We start from the raw sequence: 18,941 nt of genomic DNA, 5'->3' as shown, positions 1-18,941 counted from the left end.
AGCCTGATGCTTGTAATGTGGCGTAGCTGCCTCCGGTTTTGACGGTCGAGTTATAGCCAGAGAGATGCTCTTGGTTCGCCACCGAGTGGCGTGACGTGCGTGACGAGTCTACTAATAGCTGAACTCGGATGAAAACGCCATAGCGTTTATCGGCATTTTGACTGAATGGTGTGGATCGGGATGCGCAGCAATTACTGAACTGGCGTGCTGAATCGGCGGGGAAGGTATGGATGGCTTAGCGAGCCGTCGGATTCATCGTGACGATAAATGCAACGCCGAACCGAAATGTCGATGTCCTGACTTGGGCGCCGTGACGCCGCCGCCGTGCGCTTTCCGGCGGCGAGTCGGAATCACAAATGCCCGAACAGCGCCCGCGGCCGGTCCCTCAACGTTCCCGCCAGCATCCGCAATCCGCTGACGAGCTGATCCCGGCTTTCCGCGCACGCGAGATTCACGCGCACCCCATGCTCGATTTCCGACCGGTCGACCGCGAACGCCGACGAGGGCATCACCACGACGCCGCGCGCCTTCGCATTCGCGGCGAAATCGTCCGCGCGCCACGGCAGCGGCAGCTTCAACCACACGAACATGCACGCCGGATCCGATTGCAGGAATTCCTGCGGCAGCAACTCGCGCGCGAGATCATGCCGCGCGCGGATTTCCGCGAGCTGCGCATTCATGATGTGCTGCGCGGTGCCGTCCTCGATCCAGACGGTCGCGATCAGCATCGACAGCGGCGCGGGCATCCACGCCGTCGTACGCACCGCCTCCGCGCATAGCGCGGCGTTGTCCTGCGGGCTCAGCAGATAACCGAGCCGCAAGCCGGGCGCGAGGATCTTCGACGTCGCCGAGATGTGATACGTCAGTTCGGGGCACAGACTCGCGAGCGTCGGCAGACGCTGCGCGACGAGCGGCCCGTACACGTCGTCCTCGATGATCGCGACGCCATGCCGCCGCGCGACATCGACGAGCGCCATGCGCCGTTCCAGGCTCATCGTCGTGACCGTGGGATTCTGCAGATTCGGCACCGTGAAAATCGCCTTCACCGGCACGCGCCTGCACACGCGCTCGACCTCGTCGATCAGCAAGCCGTCGCGGTCGCTCGGAATGCCCACGATCTCGAACTGGAAGACGGGCGCGAGCGCCTTCAGCCCGTAATACGTGAGCTGATCCGCGAGAATCACGCCGTCCGTGCCGATCAGACTGTTGAGGACCGCATACAGCCCGTGCTGCGCGCCGCTCGTCACGACGACCTGATCCGCCGTCGGCGCGAAACCCGGCGCGCTCATCCAGCGCGCACCGGCCGCGCGGGCCCATGACGGCCCCTGCGGCGGCTGATATTCCTGCAATTGCGCAAAGCGCGGATCGCGCGGCAGTTCGCCCATCGTGCGCGCGAGGCACGCGAGGAATTCGCCGGTCGCGGGCCGGTTCACCGTCAGATCGATGACCGAGCTGCCCGTGCTCGCGGGCGGCATCTCGACGCTCGGCATCGCGCCGCCCGTGACGAGCGAGCCGCGCCGCTTGCTGCCGATCACGAGGCCGCGCAGCTGCAACTCCTTGTACGCGCGCGACACCGTCGACACGTTGATGCCCAGTTCGCTCGCCAGTTGCCGCTGCGGCGGCAGACGGCTGCCCGGCGGATACATGCCGCTGCGGATTTCCTTCTCGATGGAGCTCGACACCTCGATATAGGTCGATCGCTTCGTCGTGCCGTCGGCTTCGCCGTTTGCGCTCAACGTCTGATCCTTGTCGGAAGCCATGAATCTGTGTCTCCATACAAACATTGCTTTGTCCGCGATTTGTGCGGAAGTCTGCCGATTCTAACCCAGCGCATGGCCGACGCAGTGGCCGTATAAGGACTGAAACGCCTCTGCAAGAGCCGCTCCATCCTCCCCTCAGGGAAAATACCGGCACCATACAACCGCGCTTTTAATTGCACACAAAAAAATATTGTGTGATTCTAGGATCAGAGTTTGTCTGGTGCGTGTCTCATCCCGCGCTTCCCGATTCATCCGATCTTTGTCCGCAGGAGATTCCCCGATGTCCTTGCCTGAAACCTCGCAGCCCAAGCTAGGCTCCGCGCTGCGTCAGCGGCACGTCACGATGATCGCGCTCGGCGGCATCATCGGCGCGGGGCTGTTCGTCGGCAGCAGCGCGACGCTCGCGACCGTCGGTCCGGCGGCGTGCGTGTCGTATCTCGTCGCCGGCATCGTGGTGCTGATGGTCATGCGCATGCTCGGCGAAATGGCGCTCGCCGTGCCCGGCGTCGGCTCGTTCACCGAATATGCGCGCATCGGCCTCGGCAACTGGGCCGGCTTCACGAGCGGCTGGCTGTACTGGTATTTCTGGGTGATCGTCGTCGCGGTCGAAGCGGTCGCCGGCGCGGCGATATTGCAGCGCTGGATACCCGCGCCGGTTTGGGTCATCGGCCTCGTGCTGCTGTCCGTGATGACCGTCATCAATCTGCTTTCGGTCAAGTCGTACGGCGAATTCGAGTTCTGGTTCGCGTCGATCAAGGTCGCGGCGATCATCGTGTTCCTCGCCATCGGCGCGGGCTATCTGCTCGGCTTCGGGCACGCGGGCAGCGCCGTGGCGCATCTCACCGGCAATCGCGGCTTCCTGCCGTTCGGCGCGATGTCCGTGTTCGCCGCCGTGCCGACCGTCATCTTCGCGGTCGGCGGCGCGGAAATCGCGACCATCGCCGCGGCCGAATCCGACGATCCCGCGAAAAGCGTCGCCGCGATGACGCGCTCGGTCATCCTGCGCGTCATCACGTTCTATGTCGGCTCGCTGTTCCTGATCGCGTGCATCGTGCCGTGGGGCAGCATCGTGACGGGCCACTCGCCGTTCGTCGCCGCGCTGGAGACGATGCGCATTCCCTACGCCGCCGACATCATGAACGCGATCGTGCTCGTCGCCGTGCTGTCCGCGCTGAACTCGGGCCTGTACGTGTCGTCGCGCATTCTGTTCCGTCTCGCGGAACGCGGCGATGCGCCGAAGTCGCTGCTCGAGCTCACGCCGAACAAGGTGCCGCGTCTCGCGGTGGTGCTGTCGAGCGTCGTCGGTTATGTGGCGATCGTCGCCGCGATCGTGTCGCCGCAGGGCGTGTTCCTGTTTCTCGTGAACGCATCGGGCGCGGTGATGCTGTTCGTCTATCTCGCAACGGCGCTGGCGCAAATCCGCATTCGCCGACGCATTCAACGCGAAGCGCCCGAGCGTCTCACGCTGAAGATGTGGCTCTTCCCGTGGCTGTCGTATGCCGTCGTGATCGCGATCGTCGGTGTGCTTGCGGCCATGGGCGCGGACCACGAACTGCGTCCGCAACTGATGGCGAGTCTCGCGAGCCTCGCGGCCGCATCGGCGGCGTACTTCTTCGCCGCGAAGCATCATCATCGTCATGAAGAGAGCGAATCGGCGACGGGCTTCCTGTCGCAAGACAATCGGCTCGCATGGAAGGGGCAGGACTGATGTCGAACGTGGCGATCATCGGCGCGGGGTTCATCGGCATGGCGAGCGCGGCCTGGCTTACGCGCGACGGTCACAGCGTGACGCTGTTCGATCCGTCGGGCGTGGCGCAGGGCGCGTCGTTCGGCAACGCGGGCACGTTCGCGCCATACGGATGCGTGCCGGTGAACAATCCGTCCGTATTCCGCGATATTCCGCGCTTTCTCTTCTCGAACGATAGTCCGTTCAGATTGCGCTGGCGTTATCTGCCGCAACTCGCGCCGTGGCTCGCGCGCTTTCTGATGAGCTCGCGACAAAAGAATTTCGAAGCGAGCGCACAGGCGCTGGCCGCGTTGTTGTCGCGTGCGCAGGAAGGCTATGCACCCTTGCTCGACGACGATGCCTTGAAGCGCTTCGTCAAGCCGCGCGAATGCCTTTATCTGTATTCGAGCGCGGCTTCGTTCGACGCGTCGCGCGATTCGCTGGCATTGCGCGAGAGGCTTGGCGTCGGCTTCGATGTGCTCGACAGCGGCGCGATCCGCGAACTCGAACCGCACCTCGCGCCGATTTTCGCGCGCGGCGTGCTGTTTCGCGATAGCTGGCATTTCAGCGATCCGGCGGGCTTTCTTCAGGCCTTGCACGAGCGGCTCGCCGCGCGTGGCGCGCAACTCGAACGCAAGAAGGTCGACGCGATCGAGCCGGGCGTGCAGGACGTCGCGTTGCGCGTCGAGGGCGATGCGCGCCGCTTCGATCATGTCGTCGTCGCGACGGGCGCGCGTTCGCGCGAGTTCGCGCAGCAATGTGGCGATCGCGTGCCGCTCGATACCGAGCGCGGCTACCACATCCGTTATGCGTCGGCATCGAACCTCATATCGCGGCCGTGCGGCTGGGCGGAGCGCGGCTTCTATATGACGCCGATGAGCGATGGCATTCGCGTCGCGGGCACCGTCGAACTCGCCGGTTTCATCGAGGAGCGCAATCGCGCGCTGCTCGATCTCGTCACCGTATCGTCGAAGCGCGCGTTGCCCGCGCTCGGCACGCCCGATCGCGAATGGCTCGGCTTTCGTCCGACGCTGCCGGACGGCGTGCCGGTCATCGGCGCATCGAAGGCGAGCGAGCGCGTCGTGTATGCGTTCGGGCATCAGCATCTTGGCTTGACGCTCGCGGGCGTGAGCGGACGCATCGTCGCCGATCTCATCGCGCGACGTTCGCCGCCACTCGATCTCGCGAGTTATCGCGCGTCGCGTTTTCACTGAGGAGCATGAACATGAATCGCCGTATCTTTCTTTCGGGCGTGACCGCGGGCGTGCTTGCCGCGTACATGCCGATGTCGTGGGCCGCCGATCCCGAGGTCGTGAAGATCGCGTTCGTCGGACCGTTGACCGGGCCGGTTGCGCGCGTCGGCAAGGACTTGCAGTACGGCGCGCAACTCGCGATCGACGAAGAGAACGCGAAGCATCCCATCGTCGGCGGCAAGCCCGTCAAGTTCGAACTGGAGGTGTACGACGATCAGGCCGATCCGCGCGTCGCGATTCAGGTCGCGCAGAAAGCGGTGGATAGCGGCATCGTCGGCGTGATCGGGCATTACAACTCGGGATGCAGCATTCCGGCATCGACCGTCTATCACCAGGCGAATGTCGCGATGATCACGCCCGGCTCGACGAATCCGCAACTCACGAAACAGGGCTTCAAGAACGTGTTCCGCACGATGGGCCACGATGGCGTGGGCGGCGTGGTGGCGGGGCGCTTCGTCGTCGAGCAGATGAAGCCGAAGCGCATCGGCATCATCGACGATCGCACGGCGTTCGGGCAAGGTCTCGCCGATGCCTTCGAGAAGGGCGTGAAGGAAGCCAACGGCAAGGTCGTCGCGCGCGAATACACGAACGACAAGGCCGTCGATTTCCGCGCGATTCTCACGACGATGAAGAGCCAGAACGTCGATCTGATCTTCTTCGGCGGACTCGATGAACAAGGCGCGATGCTCGTCAAGCAGATGCGCTCGCTCGGCATGACGACGCAGCTCTTCGGCGCGGGCGCACTGAAGAGCAACGCGTTCCTGCAGATCGCGGGCACATCGGGCAACGGCACGCAGGACCTCGAGCCCGGTCCCGCGCTCGACAAGCTGCCTTCCGCGCAGGAGTTCGGCAAGCGCTACAAGGCACGCTTCAATCAGGATGTCGAACTATATGCGCCATTCGCCTACGATGCTGCGCTCGCGATGATCAAGGCCATTCACGATGCGAACTCGCTCGATCGCGGCAAGATCGTGGATGCGCTCGCGAAGGTCAACGTCACTGGCGTGACCGGCAAGATTTCGTTCGATCCATATGGCGATCTCATCAAGCCTCCATACACGCTCTTTCAGGTCGAGCAAGGGCAATGGAAGAGTTTGAGGACGGTCGGCGGAAGCGGCGTATGAGCTTCAGCGAAACCGTAGGCGTTCGGACGTATCGTTTCGACGATCTCAAGACGCTATTGGCGAAAGCGAGTTCGCGACGTTCCGGCGACGAACTCGCGGGCATCGCCGCCGCGACGGAAGAAGAGCGCGCGGCGGCGAAGTTGGCGCTGTCGAGGGTGCCGTTGCGCGCGTTCATCGAAGAAGCGTTGATTCCGTACGAGGACGATGAAGTGACGCGCCTCATCATCGATGAACATTCGCGGGAGGCGTTCGCCGTCGTGTCGCATCTGACGGTCGGCGAGTTCCGCGAATGGCTGCTCGCCGATACGACCGATACCGCCGCGCTCGTCGCCGTATCGCAAGGATTGACGCCCGAGATGGTCGCGGCCGTATCGAAGCTGATGCGCAATCAGGATCTCATTCTCGCGGCGAAGAAACGTCCGGTCGTCACGCGTTTCAGGAATACCGTGGGATTGCCGGGGCACATGTCGGTGCGCCTGCAGCCGAATCATCCGACCGACGATGTGCAAGGCATCGCCGCTTCGATGATCGATGGCCTCATGTACGGCTGCGGCGACGCGATGATCGGCATCAATCCCGCATCCGACTCGCCGCAGGCCATCGGCAAATTGCTCGCGATGATGGACGCGTTCCGCGAACGCTACGACGTGCCGACGCAAACCTGCGTGCTGACACACGTGACCAACACGCTTGCGGCGATCGAACACGGCGCACCGGTCGATCTCGTGTTCCAGTCGATCGCGGGCACCCAAAAGGCGAATGCGTCGTTCGGCATCTCGCTCGCGTTGTTGCAGGAAGCGTATGAAGCGGGTTTGTCGCTGAAGCGCGGGACGGTCGGCGAGAACCTGATGTACTTCGAGACGGGACAGGGCAGCGCGTTGTCGGCGAACGCGCATCATGGCGTCGATCAGCAGACTTGCGAAGCGCGCGCCTATGCGGTCGCGCGCAAGTTCGATCCGTTTCTCGTGAATACCGTGGTCGGCTTCATCGGTCCGGAATACCTGTACGACGGCAAGCAGATCACTCGCGCCGGACTCGAAGATCATTTCTGCGCGAAGCTGCTCGGCGTGCCGATGGGTTGCGACGTCTGCTACACGAATCACGCCGAAGCCGATCAGGACGACATGGACAATCTGCTCACGCTGCTCGGCGCGGCCAACGTGAACTTCATCATGGGCGTGCCCGGCGCAGACGATGTCATGCTGAACTATCAGAGCACGTCGTTTCATGACGCGCTGTATGTGCGCGACGTGCTCGGTCTGAAGCGCGCGCCGGAGTTCGAAGCGTGGCTGCGCGCGATTCAGATCACGAATGCGCGCGGCATGCTTCAGACGCGCGCCGAGTGGCCCGCGCTGAACGACTGGATGAGGGCGTGATGAGCGTCAGCCAGAATCCGTGGAAAGCGCTGCGCCGTTTCACCGATGCGCGCATCGCGCTGGGACGCGCGGGCAATAGCGTGCCGACCGCGCCGCTGCTCGCGTTCAATCTCGCGCATGCGCAGGCGCGCGATGCGGTGCATCGGCCGCTCGATGTCTCGTCGTTGCTGGAAGAACTGGCTTCGAAGCGATTCGCATGTGCTTCGGTATGCAGCGCCGCTTCGGCACGCGATGTTTATCTCCGTCGTCCGGATCTTGGCCGCATGCTGAGCGACGACAGCGCCGCGAGTCTCGCGACCCACGCGACGGACGCGGATGTCGTGTTCGTCATCGCCGATGGACTGTCGTCGAACGCAGCGGCGACGCACGCGATACCGCTCATCGAAAGAACGATCGCGCGGCTCGACGGATGGCGCATCGGTCCGGTCGTCGTCGCGACTCAGGCGCGCGTCGCGCTCGGCGATTGCATCGGCGCGATATTGAGGGCGCGCATCGTCGCGGTGCTGATCGGTGAGAGGCCGGGGCTCAGTTCGCCCGCGAGCCTCGGCGTGTATGTGACTTACGATCCCGTGCAGGGCCGCAGCGATGCGGAGCGCAACTGCATATCGAACGTGCGTCCTGAAGGACTTGCTTACGACGCGGCCGCGTTCAAGCTCGCGTGGCTGCTGAACGAAGCGCGCACGCGCAAGCTGACGGGCGTGAGCCTCAAAGACGACAGCGCGACGACGCTGCCCGGGCGAACGATGGATCGCCTATCGGGTGCATAGCAATGGACGATGCTTCGCGTAAACCCCGTCGAAAGAAAACGCTTCACGTAAGAAACGGGTAAGCGGACGCTTTTACCTTAGTCTCCAGCGCATCGTAAACGAGGCATTCATGCAGGAGACGACGGAAATGGATCTGAAGATCGTAGAGAAAATAAAGTCGAGCGCCGCTTACGGCGAACTGGTGCGAAAGCGCTCGAAGCTCGGCTGGACGCTGACGGCACTCGTGCTGATCGTCTATTACGGCTATGTGCTGCTCATCGCATTCAACAAGGATCTGCTCGCCGCGAAGATGGGCGCGGGCGTCATGACATGGGGCATGCCGATCGGCCTGTTCGTGATCGTGTTCACGGTCGTCATCACGGGGCTGTATGTGCGCCACGCCAACAGCACGTACGACGAACTCACCGACAAGATCAAGCGGGAGGCCGCATGAAGCCGCAACGCATCGTCACGGCGGGCGCGCTTTTCGCGGCGTCCGCGAGTTCATTTGCAGCAGGCGGCGATCTCGGTCAGGCGGTCAAGCAGGCGACCAACTGGACCGCGATCTGCATGTTCATCGCGTTCGTGATCGCGACGCTCTTCATCACCAAATGGGCCGCGAAGAAGACGCGTTCCGCGGCCGAGTTCTACACGGCGGGCGGCGGCATCACGGGCTTTCAGAACGGTCTTGCGATCGCGGGCGACTTCATGTCGGCGGCGTCGTTTCTCGGCATTTCGGCGGCGGTTTATAGCAATGGCTATGACGGGCTGATCTATTCGATCGGCTTTCTCGTCGGCTGGCCGATCATCACGTTCCTGATGGCGGAGCGTCTGCGCAATCTCGGCCGCTTCACCTTCGCCGATGTCGCCGCGTATCGCTTCAAGCAGACGCCGATTCGCGCGTTCGCTGCATCGGGCACGCTCGTCGTCGTCGCGTTCTATCTGATCGCGCAGATGGTCGGCGCGGGACAGCTCATCAAGCTGCTGTTCGGGCTCGAATACTGGATCGCGGTCGTGATCGTCGGCGCGCTGATGATGGTGTACGTGCTCTTCGGCGGCATGACCGCGACGACGTGGGTGCAGATCATCAAGGCGTGTTTGCTGCTTGCGGGTGCTTCGTTCATGGCGTTCATGGTGCTGTGGCAATTCCACTTCAGCCCCGAGGCGCTCTTCGCGAAGGCCGTCGACGTGCACGAGAAGAAGGCGTCGATCATGGGTCCGGGCAACTTCATCAAGGATCCGATTTCGGCGATCTCGTTCGGCATCGCGCTCATGTTCGGTACGGCCGGTCTGCCGCATATCTTGATGCGTTTCTTCACCGTGCCCAACGCGAAGGAAGCGCGCAAGTCGGTGTTCTGGGCGACGACGTGGATCGGCTACTTCTACATACTCACGTTCATCATCGGCTTCGGCGCGATCGTGCTGGTGAGCACCAATCCGATGTTCAAGGATGCGGGCGGCAAGCTGCTCGGCGGCACGAACATGGCGGCGGTGCATCTCGCGAGCGCGGTCGGCGGCAACGTGTTCCTCGGCTTCATCTCGGCAGTTGCGTTTGCAACTATCCTCGCAGTGGTGGCGGGCCTGACGCTCGCGGGTGCATCGGCGGTGTCGCACGATCTCTATGCGACCGTGTTCAAGAAGGGCAAGGCGTCCAGCAAGAGCGAACTGAAGGTGTCGCGCATCACGACGATCGTGCTCGGCATCGTCGCGGTCGTGCTCGGCATCGTGTTCGAGAAGCAGAACATCGCGTTCATGGTGTCGCTCGCGTTCGCGGTCGCGGCGTCCGCCAACTTTCCGGTGCTCTTCATGTCGGTCCTGTGGCGCGGCTGCACGACGCGCGGCGCGGCAATCGGCGGCTTTCTCGGCCTGCTTTCGGCGGTCGTGATGACGGTCCTGTCCAAAGCCGTATGGGTCGATGTGTTCCACTACGCGGATGCGCCGTTCCCGTATGCATCGCCTGCGCTGTTCTCGATGGCGATCGGTTTCATCGGCATCTGGCTCTTCTCCGTAACCGATAAATCGGCGCGTGCGCGTGTCGATAAAGCAGGCTTCGAAGCGCAGACCGTGCGCTCCGAAACGGGCATCGGCGCGGTGGAGGGCGCGAGCCATTGATGTAATGTTGAGTGAGCGGCGCGCGCAGTATTCGTATACCCGGGATGCCGCGCGCGTCCGAATGGCGAGTGGAAAATGCGTTAAGCTCGATGCACCTGATTGCACGAAGCGCCAACGCATTGGAGCGAGCCATGGAACTGCAGTGCCCCAGTCTTTTCGAACAATCGGCGTATATCGGCGGCGCGTGGATCGACAATACTTCGCTGCCGCGCGTGTCTGTCATCAATCCATCCACTAAAGAAATCATCGGCTCGGTGCCGCAGGTCACGGACGAGCAGGTGACGGAGGCCATCCAGTGCGCGCACGCGGCGCTGCAGGACTGGCGCAGCTGGAGCAGTCGCGAGCGCGCGTCGGTGCTGAGAGAGTGGGCGCGCCTCGTCGAACATCATCGCGACGATCTCGCCATCATCCTCTGCCGCGAACAAGGCAAGCCGCTGCACGAAGCGCGCTCCGAAATCACGCAGGCCGCGAATTATCTCGACTGGTTCGCCGAGGAAGCGCGCCGCATTTACGGCGACAACATTCCCGCGCCGCGACGCAATCAACGCATACGTGTGCTGCATCAGCCGATTGGCGTGTGCGGCGCAATCACGTCATGGACCTTTCCTTCGTCGATGGTTGCGCGACGCGTCGGCGCTGCGCTCGCGGCGGGCTGCACGGTCATCCATCACCCCGATCCGCAGACGCCATTCTCCGCGCTCGCGCTGTGCGTGCTCGGCGAGAACGCGGGCTTGCCGCGCGGCGTGCTCTCCGTGTTGACGGGCGAGGGCGAACCGGTTCGCAGCACGCTGCTTGCGAGCCCCGACGTGAGGAAAGTATCGTTCACCGGTTCCATTGAGGAAGGCAAGCGGCTGATGACTTTATGCGCGCCTACCGTGAAGAAGATGTCGCTCGAACTGGGGGCGAACTGTCCGTTTATCGTGTTCGACGACGCGGACATCGACCTCGCCGTGAAGGGCGCGCTCGATGCGCGGTTTCGTCATTCGGGGCAGGCGGCGATGTGCGCGAACCGCTTCTTCGTGCATGAGGACGTGTACGAGACTTTCGTCGCCAAGCTCGTGTCCAAGGTCGCGTTGCTGAAAGTGAGCGACGGGCTGGACGAGGGCGCGCAGATCGGCCCGCTTATCGGCGATGCGGCGGTGACGCGCATCGAAAGTCTCGTCGACGAAGCGGTCAGGCTCGGCGCGAAGATCGCAGCGGGCGGCTCACGCGTCGCGCCGGGATCGAACTTCTTCAGGCCGACGGTGCTGACGAACGTCGATCCGTCGATGAGCGTATGCGGCGACGAAGTGCTCGGCCCGATTGCCAGCGTGCTGCCGTTCAGGGACGAGGACGACGTCGTCACGCTCGCGAACGATACGCGCACGGGGCTCGCGGCGTACTTCTATACCGCCGATATCAGCCGCGCATTCCGCGTCATGGAAGCGCTCGAATGCGGCGTCGTCGGCGTGAATGACAGCCTCGTGTTCAACGAAGTTGCGCCCTTCGGCGGGATCAAGGAATCGGGCATGGGGCGCGAAGGGGCATCGTCGGGAGTCGAGGAGTATCTCGAAGCGAAGTATGTCTGTTTCGGGAATCTGGAGCGGTAGGACGGCGGACGCATCACTCCGGCGGCCTCACCACCAGAATCGGCAAATGACTATGTGTAAGCACTTTCTGCGTTTCACTCCCGAGCAATAGCCCGCGAATTCCGCCGTGCCCATGCGACGCCATCACGATGAGATCGCAGTGCCGCGCTTTCGCCGTATCGAGAATCGCCTCATACGGATGCGCTCCCGTCGGCGCTTCTGTATCGCAAGCGACGCCGGCCTGGGCGGCGATACTTCGCAGATTCTCGAGATATTGCCGCGCGCGGGCCTGATCCGCGGCGTGCGCCTCATCCTGACTCGCGCCGACCATCTCGGCGCTATAAACGGTCATATGAAATGGCCGCACCATATAAAGACCGGTGATGCGCGCACTGTTCTCTTTGGCGAGCGAGACCGCCATGCGGACAGCCGCTTCGGAGAGCGCGGACCCGTCAGTGGGAACCAGCAGATGGTTGAACATGATGACGTCCTCCGGTTCTCTGGGGACATGAAAGAAGCACGCGAACCGACGATTCAAGTATAGGCGAGCGCCAGGATTTCCAGCGCGAAAATCAGATCCACGAGAATGTTTTCATCGTCCGCATCCGCATGGTACAAACGTTCCGGCGGTACCCCGCGCACCAGAAAAATGTGTCATCGAAAGCGACGGACAGGCGGCTTCTGTTTCGGCAGCTACGCATTCGAAGTCGATTGCTTCATGACGCGCTAGCGTCCCATCTCGGCGCTCGCTTCTTCATGCAGACGCACGGCCATGACGGGCGCTTCCGGCCCCACGTGCGATAACTTCATCAGACGCGGTTGCAGCAGCAGCGCAACGAGCCCGCTCCATCCAGTCTGATGCGACGCACCGACACCGCGCCCGTTGTCGCCATGAAAGTACTCGTGGAAGAGAATGAGATCCTGCGAGCGCGGATCGGCTTGCAGCATCGGATACGCGGCCATCACAGGACGCTTGCCTTCTTCGTCTTTCAAAAAGAGCATGCTGATGCGCCGTGAGAGATCGTCGGCGATTTCGCTCAGCGAATGAAACTTGCCCGATCCCGTCGGATGCTCGACGCGAAAATCATCGCCGTAGTAGCGATGAAACTCGTAAAGTGATTCGATCAACAAGTAATTGACCGGCATCCAGATCGGCCCGCGCCAGTTCGAATTGCCGCCGAATACGCGCGAATCCGATTCCGCGGGCAAGTACCGGATGCAGACGTTCACGCCATCATGATCGAACACATAAGGCTTGTCGCAATGCACGCGGGATAACGCGCGTACGCCATAGTCCGACAGGAACTCCGCTTGATCGAGCGTGCGGCGCAACAGCGCTTTCATGCGATGTCCGCGCAAGAGCGAAAGCAAAGTCGTGTTGCCTTTGCCAGGCTCGGTCCAGCGCGATACGAGCTTCGCAAGGTTCGGCCGATGATCGAGAAACCATACGAGGCGTTCACGCAGTCCGGGCAAGTCGCCGTACACGCTTTCCTCGAGCACATGAACGGCGAAGAGCGGAATCAGTCCGACGATCGATCGAATGCGCATGGGCACGCGCGCGCCGTTCGGCAGATGCAGTACGTCGTAGAAGAATTCGTCGCTGCCGTCCCATAGGCCGGTATTGCAGACTTCGCCGCAGCTCACGGCTTCCGCGATATAGAGGAAGTGCTCGAAGAACTTCACCGCGATCTCGACATACGATTCGTTCGTCATCGCGAGTTCGAGGCCGATCTGCATGAGGTCGAGCGCGTAGGATGCCATCCATGCGGTGCCGTCGGCCTGATCGATACGTCCGCCGGTCGGCAGCGGCTGCGAGCGATCGAAGATGCCGATGTTGTCGAGGCCGAGAAATCCGCCCTGAAAGATATTGCGGTCGTCGGCGTCCTTGCGGTTGACCCACCACGCGAAGTTGAGCAGCAGCTTGTGGAACATGACCTCGAGGAACGCGTGATCGCCGATGCCGGTCATCTCGCGATCGAGCTCGAACACGCGCCATGTCGCCCATGCGTGAACGGGTGGGTTCGCATCGCCGAATGCCCATTCATAAGCGGGCAATTGCCCGTTCGGATGCATGTAGCGTTCTTTCACGAGCAACAGCAATTGCTTCTTCGCGAAGTCGGGATCGATCGTCGCGAACGCGACCGCATGGAACGCAAGGTCCCACGATGCGTACCACGGATACTCCCACTTGTCCGGCATCGATACGATGTCGCCGTTGCACATGTGCCGCCAGTCAGCATTGCGGCCATGTCGCCGTTCTTTCGGCGGCGTGGGCTGGCCCGGATCGCCGTCGTGCCAGCGCGTGACGTCGAACTGATAATACTGCTTCGTCCATAGCATGCCGGCGAGCGCCTGGCGTTGCACGAGACGCGCGTCGGCATCGTCGATATCGTGTTGCAGCGTCGCATAGAACTCGTCGGCTTCCGCTTCGCGACGCGCGAAAAGCTGGGCCAGGTCGAGCGGCGGATCGTTCGAAACCGATGCCGGGCGCCAGCGCAAGTACATCACGGAACTTTCATGCGGTGAGAGTTGCAGATGCACATGCGCGGCGCAACGCGTGCCGCGATCGCGGCGTATCGCCTGTTCGTCGCCTTCGACGAGATAGTCGTTGAAGCCATCCTTGAACGGCCCCGCGCCTTCGATGCCGTATATGCGACGAACGTTCGTCTCGTTCTCGCAGAAAATCCATTCGACCGGCGCTTGCGCAGAAGCCGTGACATCCATCTCGCCATGCGACGGATTGTGCGCGATGACGCGGGCACCTTCGCGCGCATCGTGTTCGAGCTTCAGCGACGGCTTGCCCCATTTGCTCGACCACGCCCACCGGTTGCGCGCCCAGAATTGCGGCAAGAGATGAAGCGTCGCGGCTTCGTCCGCGCGATTCTCGACGGTCACGCGCATCACGATGTCATCGGGCGCGTGCTTCGCGTATTCGACATAGACATCGAAGTAACGGTCGCAATCGAATACGCCCGTGTCGGGCAGTTCGTATTCGGGCTGATCGGGACCGCGCCGTTTGTTCTCGTCGATGAGTTGCTGATACGGATACGCATCGTGCGGATACTTGTACAGCATCTTCATGTACGAATGCGTCGGCGTGCCGTCGAGATAGAAGTACAGTTCCTTTACGTCTTCGCCGTGATTGCCTTGCTCGTTCGTGAGACCGAAAAGCCGCTCCTTGATGATCGGATCGCGGCCGTTCCACAACGCGAGCGACACGCACCAGTCGAGCGGGTCGTTGCCGAATCCCGCGATACCGTCCTCGCCCCATCGATACATGCGGCTGCGCGCATGGTCGTGCGGAAAGTAGTCCCACGCCGTGCCGTATTCGCTGTAATCCTCGCGAACGGTGCCCCATTGACGCTCGCTCAGATACGGGCCCCAGCGGCGCCACCGGTCGAGCCCGGCGCCATGCAGACGGGAGCCTTCCTTCGTTTGCAGCAGATGGATTGCGCGTAGCGGTGGCATGCGACCTCCGTTGCGGTTGCTCATCCAGCACGTTCGATGCGCGGTTTTCCGATGATAAGCGAAGTGAAAAAAAGCGCGGCGATTGCCGCGCTGCGAGAATCATCGCGCCGTTTTTAGCGGGATACCGTCCGGATGAGGATTCGCGTCGTTCATGTCTTCGGGGAGAAGATTGCCGTCCGCGAGCCGCCGGTCTGCTTCGGCGATCTCCGGATAGCGCTCCGGATAAAGATGCCGTTCGCTGACGGCCGCATCGAACGTGCGCGACCACTTCGCGATGACGACCGTCGCAAGGCTGTTGCCGATGGTGTTGCACGTCGCGATTGCCATCGACATGAAGCGGTACACGCCAAAGATCAACGCGAGTCCTTCGACGGGAAGGATGCCCGTCGACGTGACGGTCGCTGCGAACACCACGAACGATCCGCCGGAAACCGTGGCTGCGCCTTTGGACGTCAGCAGCATCAGCAGCAGAATGCCGATCTGATGTTCCAGCGTGATCTGCACGCCATAAGCATGCGCGATGAACATGACGCCCATCGACATGAAGATCGACGTGCCATCGAGATTGAACGCATAGCCTGCGGGCAGCACGAGTCCGACCGTCTGCTTCGCGCAGCCGAGCCGTTCGAGCTTGATCAGAAGACGCGGCAGTGCGCTTTCCGACGAAGCAGTACCGAGCACGATGAAGATCTCGTCCTTGATGTAGCGCAGAAAGCGCCACAGGCTGAAGCCCGCGAGCTTCGCATGATGCCCATGACGACGACGATGAAGAGAACGACCACCGCATAGAAACTCACGACGAGCTGCGCCAGCGCGATCAGCACTGCCGTGCCGTTGCTGCCCACCGGATACGCGACCGCGCCGAACGTGCCGAGCGGCGCGAGCTTCATCACGAGGTTGATGAACGAGAACAGCACTTCCGAAACGAGATCGAGCGTCGTGCAGTCGACGCAGCACATCGAAACCTCCGCGAAGCTCGCGAAGACGCTGCGCTGCGCACAGGGCACGCCGTGGCTGCGCATATCGAGCGTGCGTATCGACGGCGACAAGGACAGTCCGCCCGTTGGCTGGACCGATGTGTATATCGATCCGGAATACGAGGACGTCGCGCAAGCCGCGAAGGAGAACCCGGATACGCTCATCAGCGCGCTGATCGAAGCGCGTTACGGACGCTGCATCGACGAGATTCAGCAGGACGTGCGTGCCATTGCCGTATCGGCGGAGATGGCGAGACGCCTGCGCGTCGAGGCGGGAACGGCGGCGCTGGAAATCGTGCGCCGCTATCTCGACGCGAGCGGCGCGACGTTCGAGATATCGGTGACGGTGCATCCCGCAGAGCGCTTTTCGGTGTCGATGCGTCTCAAGCGATCGCCGGGCTAAAATCGTCGCGGGCGTGCTATCGAAGTTATCCGGCGTGCGTTTTCGAATAGCGCAGAAGGAGGACGCCATGGGCAGGAACAGGGCGGCTACGCATGCCATGAGCTTTAATCGGCTTGCGCGATAGCGGGCATCGGAAGCCGGCACAAACAGCACGCTCGTGTCGAGCTGCATCGAACCGAACGGACCGGGGCATTGATGCGCCCTGAGCGAAGCGAATCGATTCGTATGACGATGCGAGCTATAGAATAGGCGACCGGCGCCAGACGCTCACGAGCGCGCCCTGACTTCGATCCTCGCACCCTCATATGGATGTTCGCCAGCTTCGCTACTTCGTCAGCATCGTCGATTACGGCAGTCTCGGCAAAGCAGCGGAAAAGCTCTACGTGGCACAGCCTTCGCTCAGCCAGCAAATGGCGCGGCTCGAAGAGGAACTCGGCGTCACGCTCCTTCTGCGCAGCAATCATGGCGTCACCCCCACGGCCGAGGGCGACGCGCTCTATCGGCATGCACGCGTCGTGCTGCGGCAAATGGAGCAGCTCAAGCAGGAAGTGACGAAGGGCGCGGGCGCGGAATCCGGCACCGTGGCGGTCGGCCTGCCGACGACGATGGCATCCGTTCTCGCCGTGCCCCTGTTCGAGCGCATCCAGGACCGGTATCCCGGCATACGCCTGCAGTTCTTCGAAAGCATGAGCGGCTATCTGAACGAGTTGCTTGCCAATGGCCGGCTCGACCTCGCGATTCTGTTTCGTGAATCGGATACACCCGGCATCACCGCGTTGCCCGTGCTCGACGAAACGCTTTATCTTGCGGGCGAGCCGGGCGGCGGCATCTCGCCGCGCGCATCGACATGTCCGCTTGCGAAGCTCGCGGGCGTGAAACTCGTCGCGCCCGGCGCATCGAATGGCTTGCGCTTGCTGATCGAGCGCACGTTCGCGAGCGAGAAAGTCGAGCTGAACATCGTTGCGGATATCGACTCGTTGCCATCGCTTTTGCTTATCGCGCATTCGGGCAGAGCCTGCACGATTCTGCCTTCGTCCGCGATCGTGCAATGGAACGAGGCGTTGCTGCCGAAAATGCGCAGAATCGTCGATCCGATCATCAGGCGCCCGGCCAGCATTTGCTGGCCCAACGATGCGCCGATGAACTCAGCGACCGTCGCCGTGCGCGAGACGTTGATCGAGTTGATCGCCGAGCACATTGACCGCGATCGCTGGCAAGGCGTGACGATGCGACGAACCTAGATCGCCTTCGCCGCGCGCAAGCGTTCGATGGCTTCGCTGTTCAGCCCCAGTTCGCGCAACACGGATTCCGTGTGCTCGCCGAGCGCGGGCACGGCGTCCATGCGCGGTTCATCGGCGCTGAAGCGTCCCGGCGGATAGAGCGCGGGAATCTTGCCGGCGGGCGTATCGACCTGTGTCCAACGATTGCGCGCTTCGAGCTGTTCATGCTTCCAGACATCGTGCATGTCGTTCATCCGCGCATTCGCGATGCCCGCTTCTTCAAGCCGTTCGATGACCTGTGCGGCCGTCAATGAGGCGAATGCATCGACGATGAGGCGCATCAACTCGTCGCGATGCTGCGCGCGAAGGCTGTTTGCACAGAAGCGCTCGTCGCGCTGAAGCTCGGGCATACGAAGAACGATTTCGCAAAACTTCTTCCACTCGCGCTCGTTTTGCAGGCCGAGCATGACGGTCTTGCCATCGCCTGCGGGGAAAGGGCCGTAAGGGAAGATCGTCGCGTGCGATGCGCCCGCCTTGCGCGGCGGCGTCTGACCGTCGATCGCGTAATAGAGCGGATAGCCCATCCATTCGACCATGCTTTCGAGCATCGAAATGTCGATGCGTTTGCCGCGCCCGGTGCGTCCGCGTTCGATGAGCGCCGCGAGTATGTTCGTGTAGCCATACATGCCGGCGGCGATATCTGCGATCGAGCAGCCTGCTTTCGCCGGTGCGCCTTCCAAACCCGTGATGCTCAGAAAACCCGCTTCGCTTTGAATCAGCAAGTCATACGCTTTCTTGTCGCGCATCGGGCCATCGGAACCATAGCCGGAAATGTCGCACACGATGAGCCGCGGATAGCGCTCCTTCAACGCGTCGTAATCGAGGCCGAGCCGTTGCGTCGCGCCGGGCGCGAGATTCTGCACGAATACATCGGCATCGGCGAGCAGCTTGTGCACGACATCGAGTGCTTCAGGATGCTTGACGTCGAGCGTCACGCTTTCTTTCGAGCGGTTCGTCCACACGAAATGCGATGCGAGTCCCGACACACGTTCGTCATAGTTGCGAGCGAAATCACCTGTGCCTGGACGCTCGATCTTGATGACGCGCGCGCCGAGATCGGCGAGCTGACGCGTGCAGAAGGGCGCTGCAATTGCATGCTCGAACGTGACGACCTTGATGCCTTGCAGCGGGCGCATGACCGGCCTCCT

The 18,941-nt window shown here is 62.3% G+C and carries 14 protein-coding genes and 1 pseudogene; 10 read left to right on the top strand and 5 right to left on the bottom strand.

The window, feature by feature from the left end:
- Nucleotides 1-350: 350 nt before the first annotated feature.
- Nucleotides 351-1,760, bottom strand: a complete 1,410-nt coding sequence (locus NCS67_RS22995) for an aminotransferase-like domain-containing protein (protein WP_250436761.1) — start codon at nucleotides 1,758-1,760, stop codon at nucleotides 351-353.
- A gap of 280 nt (nucleotides 1,761-2,040) precedes the next feature.
- On the opposite strand from NCS67_RS22995, the gene NCS67_RS22990 reads away from it, so the two are divergent.
- From NCS67_RS22990 to NCS67_RS22955, 8 genes are all read left to right on the top strand, one after another.
- Nucleotides 2,041-3,468: an amino acid permease gene (locus NCS67_RS22990; RefSeq protein ID WP_008348471.1), complete on the top strand. Its 1,428-nt coding sequence runs from the start codon at nucleotides 2,041-2,043 to the stop codon at nucleotides 3,466-3,468.
- A complete protein-coding gene (locus NCS67_RS22985; RefSeq protein ID WP_250436796.1) occupies nucleotides 3,468-4,700 on the top strand; it encodes an NAD(P)/FAD-dependent oxidoreductase in 1,233 nt (410 codons plus the stop codon). Before NCS67_RS22990 ends, NCS67_RS22985 begins: the two co-directional genes overlap by 1 nt.
- Before the next feature lie 11 nt (nucleotides 4,701-4,711).
- On the top strand, nucleotides 4,712-5,863 hold the full coding sequence (locus NCS67_RS22980; protein ID WP_008348467.1) for a branched-chain amino acid ABC transporter substrate-binding protein: 1,152 nt from the start codon (nucleotides 4,712-4,714) through the stop codon (nucleotides 5,861-5,863).
- Nucleotides 5,860-7,239, top strand: coding sequence for an ethanolamine ammonia-lyase subunit EutB (locus NCS67_RS22975; protein WP_175981164.1), 1,380 nt, complete (start codon nucleotides 5,860-5,862; stop codon nucleotides 7,237-7,239). The genes NCS67_RS22980 and NCS67_RS22975 overlap by 4 nt, the downstream gene beginning before the upstream one ends.
- Entirely contained in the window at nucleotides 7,239-8,006 is a 768-nt protein-coding gene (gene eutC / locus NCS67_RS22970; protein ID WP_250436758.1) for an ethanolamine ammonia-lyase subunit EutC, read from the top strand. Before NCS67_RS22975 ends, eutC begins: the two co-directional genes overlap by 1 nt.
- A gap of 127 nt (nucleotides 8,007-8,133) precedes the next feature.
- Nucleotides 8,134-8,439, top strand: a complete 306-nt coding sequence (locus NCS67_RS22965) for a DUF485 domain-containing protein (RefSeq protein ID WP_086969236.1) — start codon at nucleotides 8,134-8,136, stop codon at nucleotides 8,437-8,439.
- The gene (locus tag NCS67_RS22960) at nucleotides 8,436-10,097 is read left to right on the top strand and encodes a cation acetate symporter (RefSeq protein ID WP_250436757.1); all 1,662 of its coding nucleotides are present in this window, start codon (nucleotides 8,436-8,438) and stop codon (nucleotides 10,095-10,097) included. The genes NCS67_RS22965 and NCS67_RS22960 overlap by 4 nt, the downstream gene beginning before the upstream one ends.
- Nucleotides 10,098-10,228: 131 nt before the next feature.
- On the top strand, nucleotides 10,229-11,686 hold the full coding sequence (locus tag NCS67_RS22955) for an NAD-dependent succinate-semialdehyde dehydrogenase (RefSeq protein ID WP_008348458.1): 1,458 nt from the start codon (nucleotides 10,229-10,231) through the stop codon (nucleotides 11,684-11,686).
- Between the two features lie 13 nt (nucleotides 11,687-11,699).
- Here the strand turns inward: NCS67_RS22955 and NCS67_RS22950 are convergent, their stop codons facing one another.
- From NCS67_RS22950 to NCS67_RS22940, 3 genes and pseudogenes are all read right to left on the bottom strand, one after another.
- A complete protein-coding gene (locus tag NCS67_RS22950) occupies nucleotides 11,700-12,146 on the bottom strand; it encodes a universal stress protein (RefSeq protein WP_008348456.1) in 447 nt (148 codons plus the stop codon).
- A 245-nt stretch (nucleotides 12,147-12,391) separates the two neighbouring features.
- A complete protein-coding gene (locus tag NCS67_RS22945; RefSeq protein ID WP_250436754.1) occupies nucleotides 12,392-15,133 on the bottom strand; it encodes an MGH1-like glycoside hydrolase domain-containing protein in 2,742 nt (913 codons plus the stop codon).
- Nucleotides 15,134-15,232: 99 nt separating this feature from the next.
- Nucleotides 15,233-16,068: pseudogene (locus NCS67_RS22940) on the bottom strand (cation:dicarboxylate symporter family transporter); the annotation flags it as partial.
- Nucleotides 16,069-16,072: 4 nt separating this feature from the next.
- On the opposite strand from NCS67_RS22940, the gene NCS67_RS22935 reads away from it, so the two are divergent.
- Nucleotides 16,073-16,513, top strand: coding sequence for a GntR family transcriptional regulator (locus NCS67_RS22935; protein ID WP_250436752.1), 441 nt, complete (start codon nucleotides 16,073-16,075; stop codon nucleotides 16,511-16,513).
- Nucleotides 16,514-16,818: 305 nt separating this feature from the next.
- Complete coding sequence (locus NCS67_RS22930; RefSeq protein ID WP_008348449.1) at nucleotides 16,819-17,754, top strand: LysR substrate-binding domain-containing protein; 936 nt, start codon at nucleotides 16,819-16,821, stop codon at nucleotides 17,752-17,754.
- On the opposite strand, the gene NCS67_RS22925 is transcribed toward NCS67_RS22930, so the two are convergent.
- Complete coding sequence (locus NCS67_RS22925) at nucleotides 17,751-18,929, bottom strand: CaiB/BaiF CoA transferase family protein (protein WP_250436749.1); 1,179 nt, start codon at nucleotides 18,927-18,929, stop codon at nucleotides 17,751-17,753. The two genes, NCS67_RS22930 and NCS67_RS22925, sit on opposite strands and share 4 nt — an antisense overlap.
- Between the last annotated feature and the right edge of the window lie 12 nt (nucleotides 18,930-18,941).

Source organism: Caballeronia sp. ATUFL_F2_KS9A (assembly GCF_023630765.1).
Taxonomy (GTDB): Bacteria; Pseudomonadota; Gammaproteobacteria; order Burkholderiales; family Burkholderiaceae; genus Caballeronia; species Caballeronia zhejiangensis.
Note: the sequence above shows the minus strand (reverse complement) of the source record. Positions and strands in the feature narration are given on the sequence as shown.

Excerpts from the sequence above, each read along its gene's own strand:
- NCS67_RS22995 (WP_250436761.1), bottom strand. The coding sequence starts at position 1,760 with ATGGCTTCCGACAAGGATCAGACGTTGAGCGCAAACGGCGAAGCCGAC.
- NCS67_RS22990 (WP_008348471.1), top strand. The coding sequence starts at position 2,041 with ATGTCCTTGCCTGAAACCTCGCAGCCCAAGCTAGGCTCCGCGCTGCGT.
- NCS67_RS22985 (WP_250436796.1), top strand. The coding sequence starts at position 3,468 with ATGTCGAACGTGGCGATCATCGGCGCGGGGTTCATCGGCATGGCGAGC.
- NCS67_RS22980 (WP_008348467.1), top strand. The coding sequence starts at position 4,712 with ATGAATCGCCGTATCTTTCTTTCGGGCGTGACCGCGGGCGTGCTTGCC.
- NCS67_RS22975 (WP_175981164.1), top strand. The coding sequence starts at position 5,860 with ATGAGCTTCAGCGAAACCGTAGGCGTTCGGACGTATCGTTTCGACGAT.
- eutC (WP_250436758.1), top strand. The coding sequence starts at position 7,239 with ATGAGCGTCAGCCAGAATCCGTGGAAAGCGCTGCGCCGTTTCACCGAT.
- NCS67_RS22965 (WP_086969236.1), top strand. The coding sequence starts at position 8,134 with ATGGATCTGAAGATCGTAGAGAAAATAAAGTCGAGCGCCGCTTACGGC.
- NCS67_RS22960 (WP_250436757.1), top strand. The coding sequence starts at position 8,436 with ATGAAGCCGCAACGCATCGTCACGGCGGGCGCGCTTTTCGCGGCGTCC.
- NCS67_RS22955 (WP_008348458.1), top strand. The coding sequence starts at position 10,229 with ATGGAACTGCAGTGCCCCAGTCTTTTCGAACAATCGGCGTATATCGGC.
- NCS67_RS22950 (WP_008348456.1), bottom strand. The coding sequence starts at position 12,146 with ATGTTCAACCATCTGCTGGTTCCCACTGACGGGTCCGCGCTCTCCGAA.
- NCS67_RS22945 (WP_250436754.1), bottom strand. The coding sequence starts at position 15,133 with ATGCCACCGCTACGCGCAATCCATCTGCTGCAAACGAAGGAAGGCTCC.
- NCS67_RS22930 (WP_008348449.1), top strand. The coding sequence starts at position 16,819 with ATGGATGTTCGCCAGCTTCGCTACTTCGTCAGCATCGTCGATTACGGC.
- NCS67_RS22925 (WP_250436749.1), bottom strand. The coding sequence starts at position 18,929 with ATGCGCCCGCTGCAAGGCATCAAGGTCGTCACGTTCGAGCATGCAATT.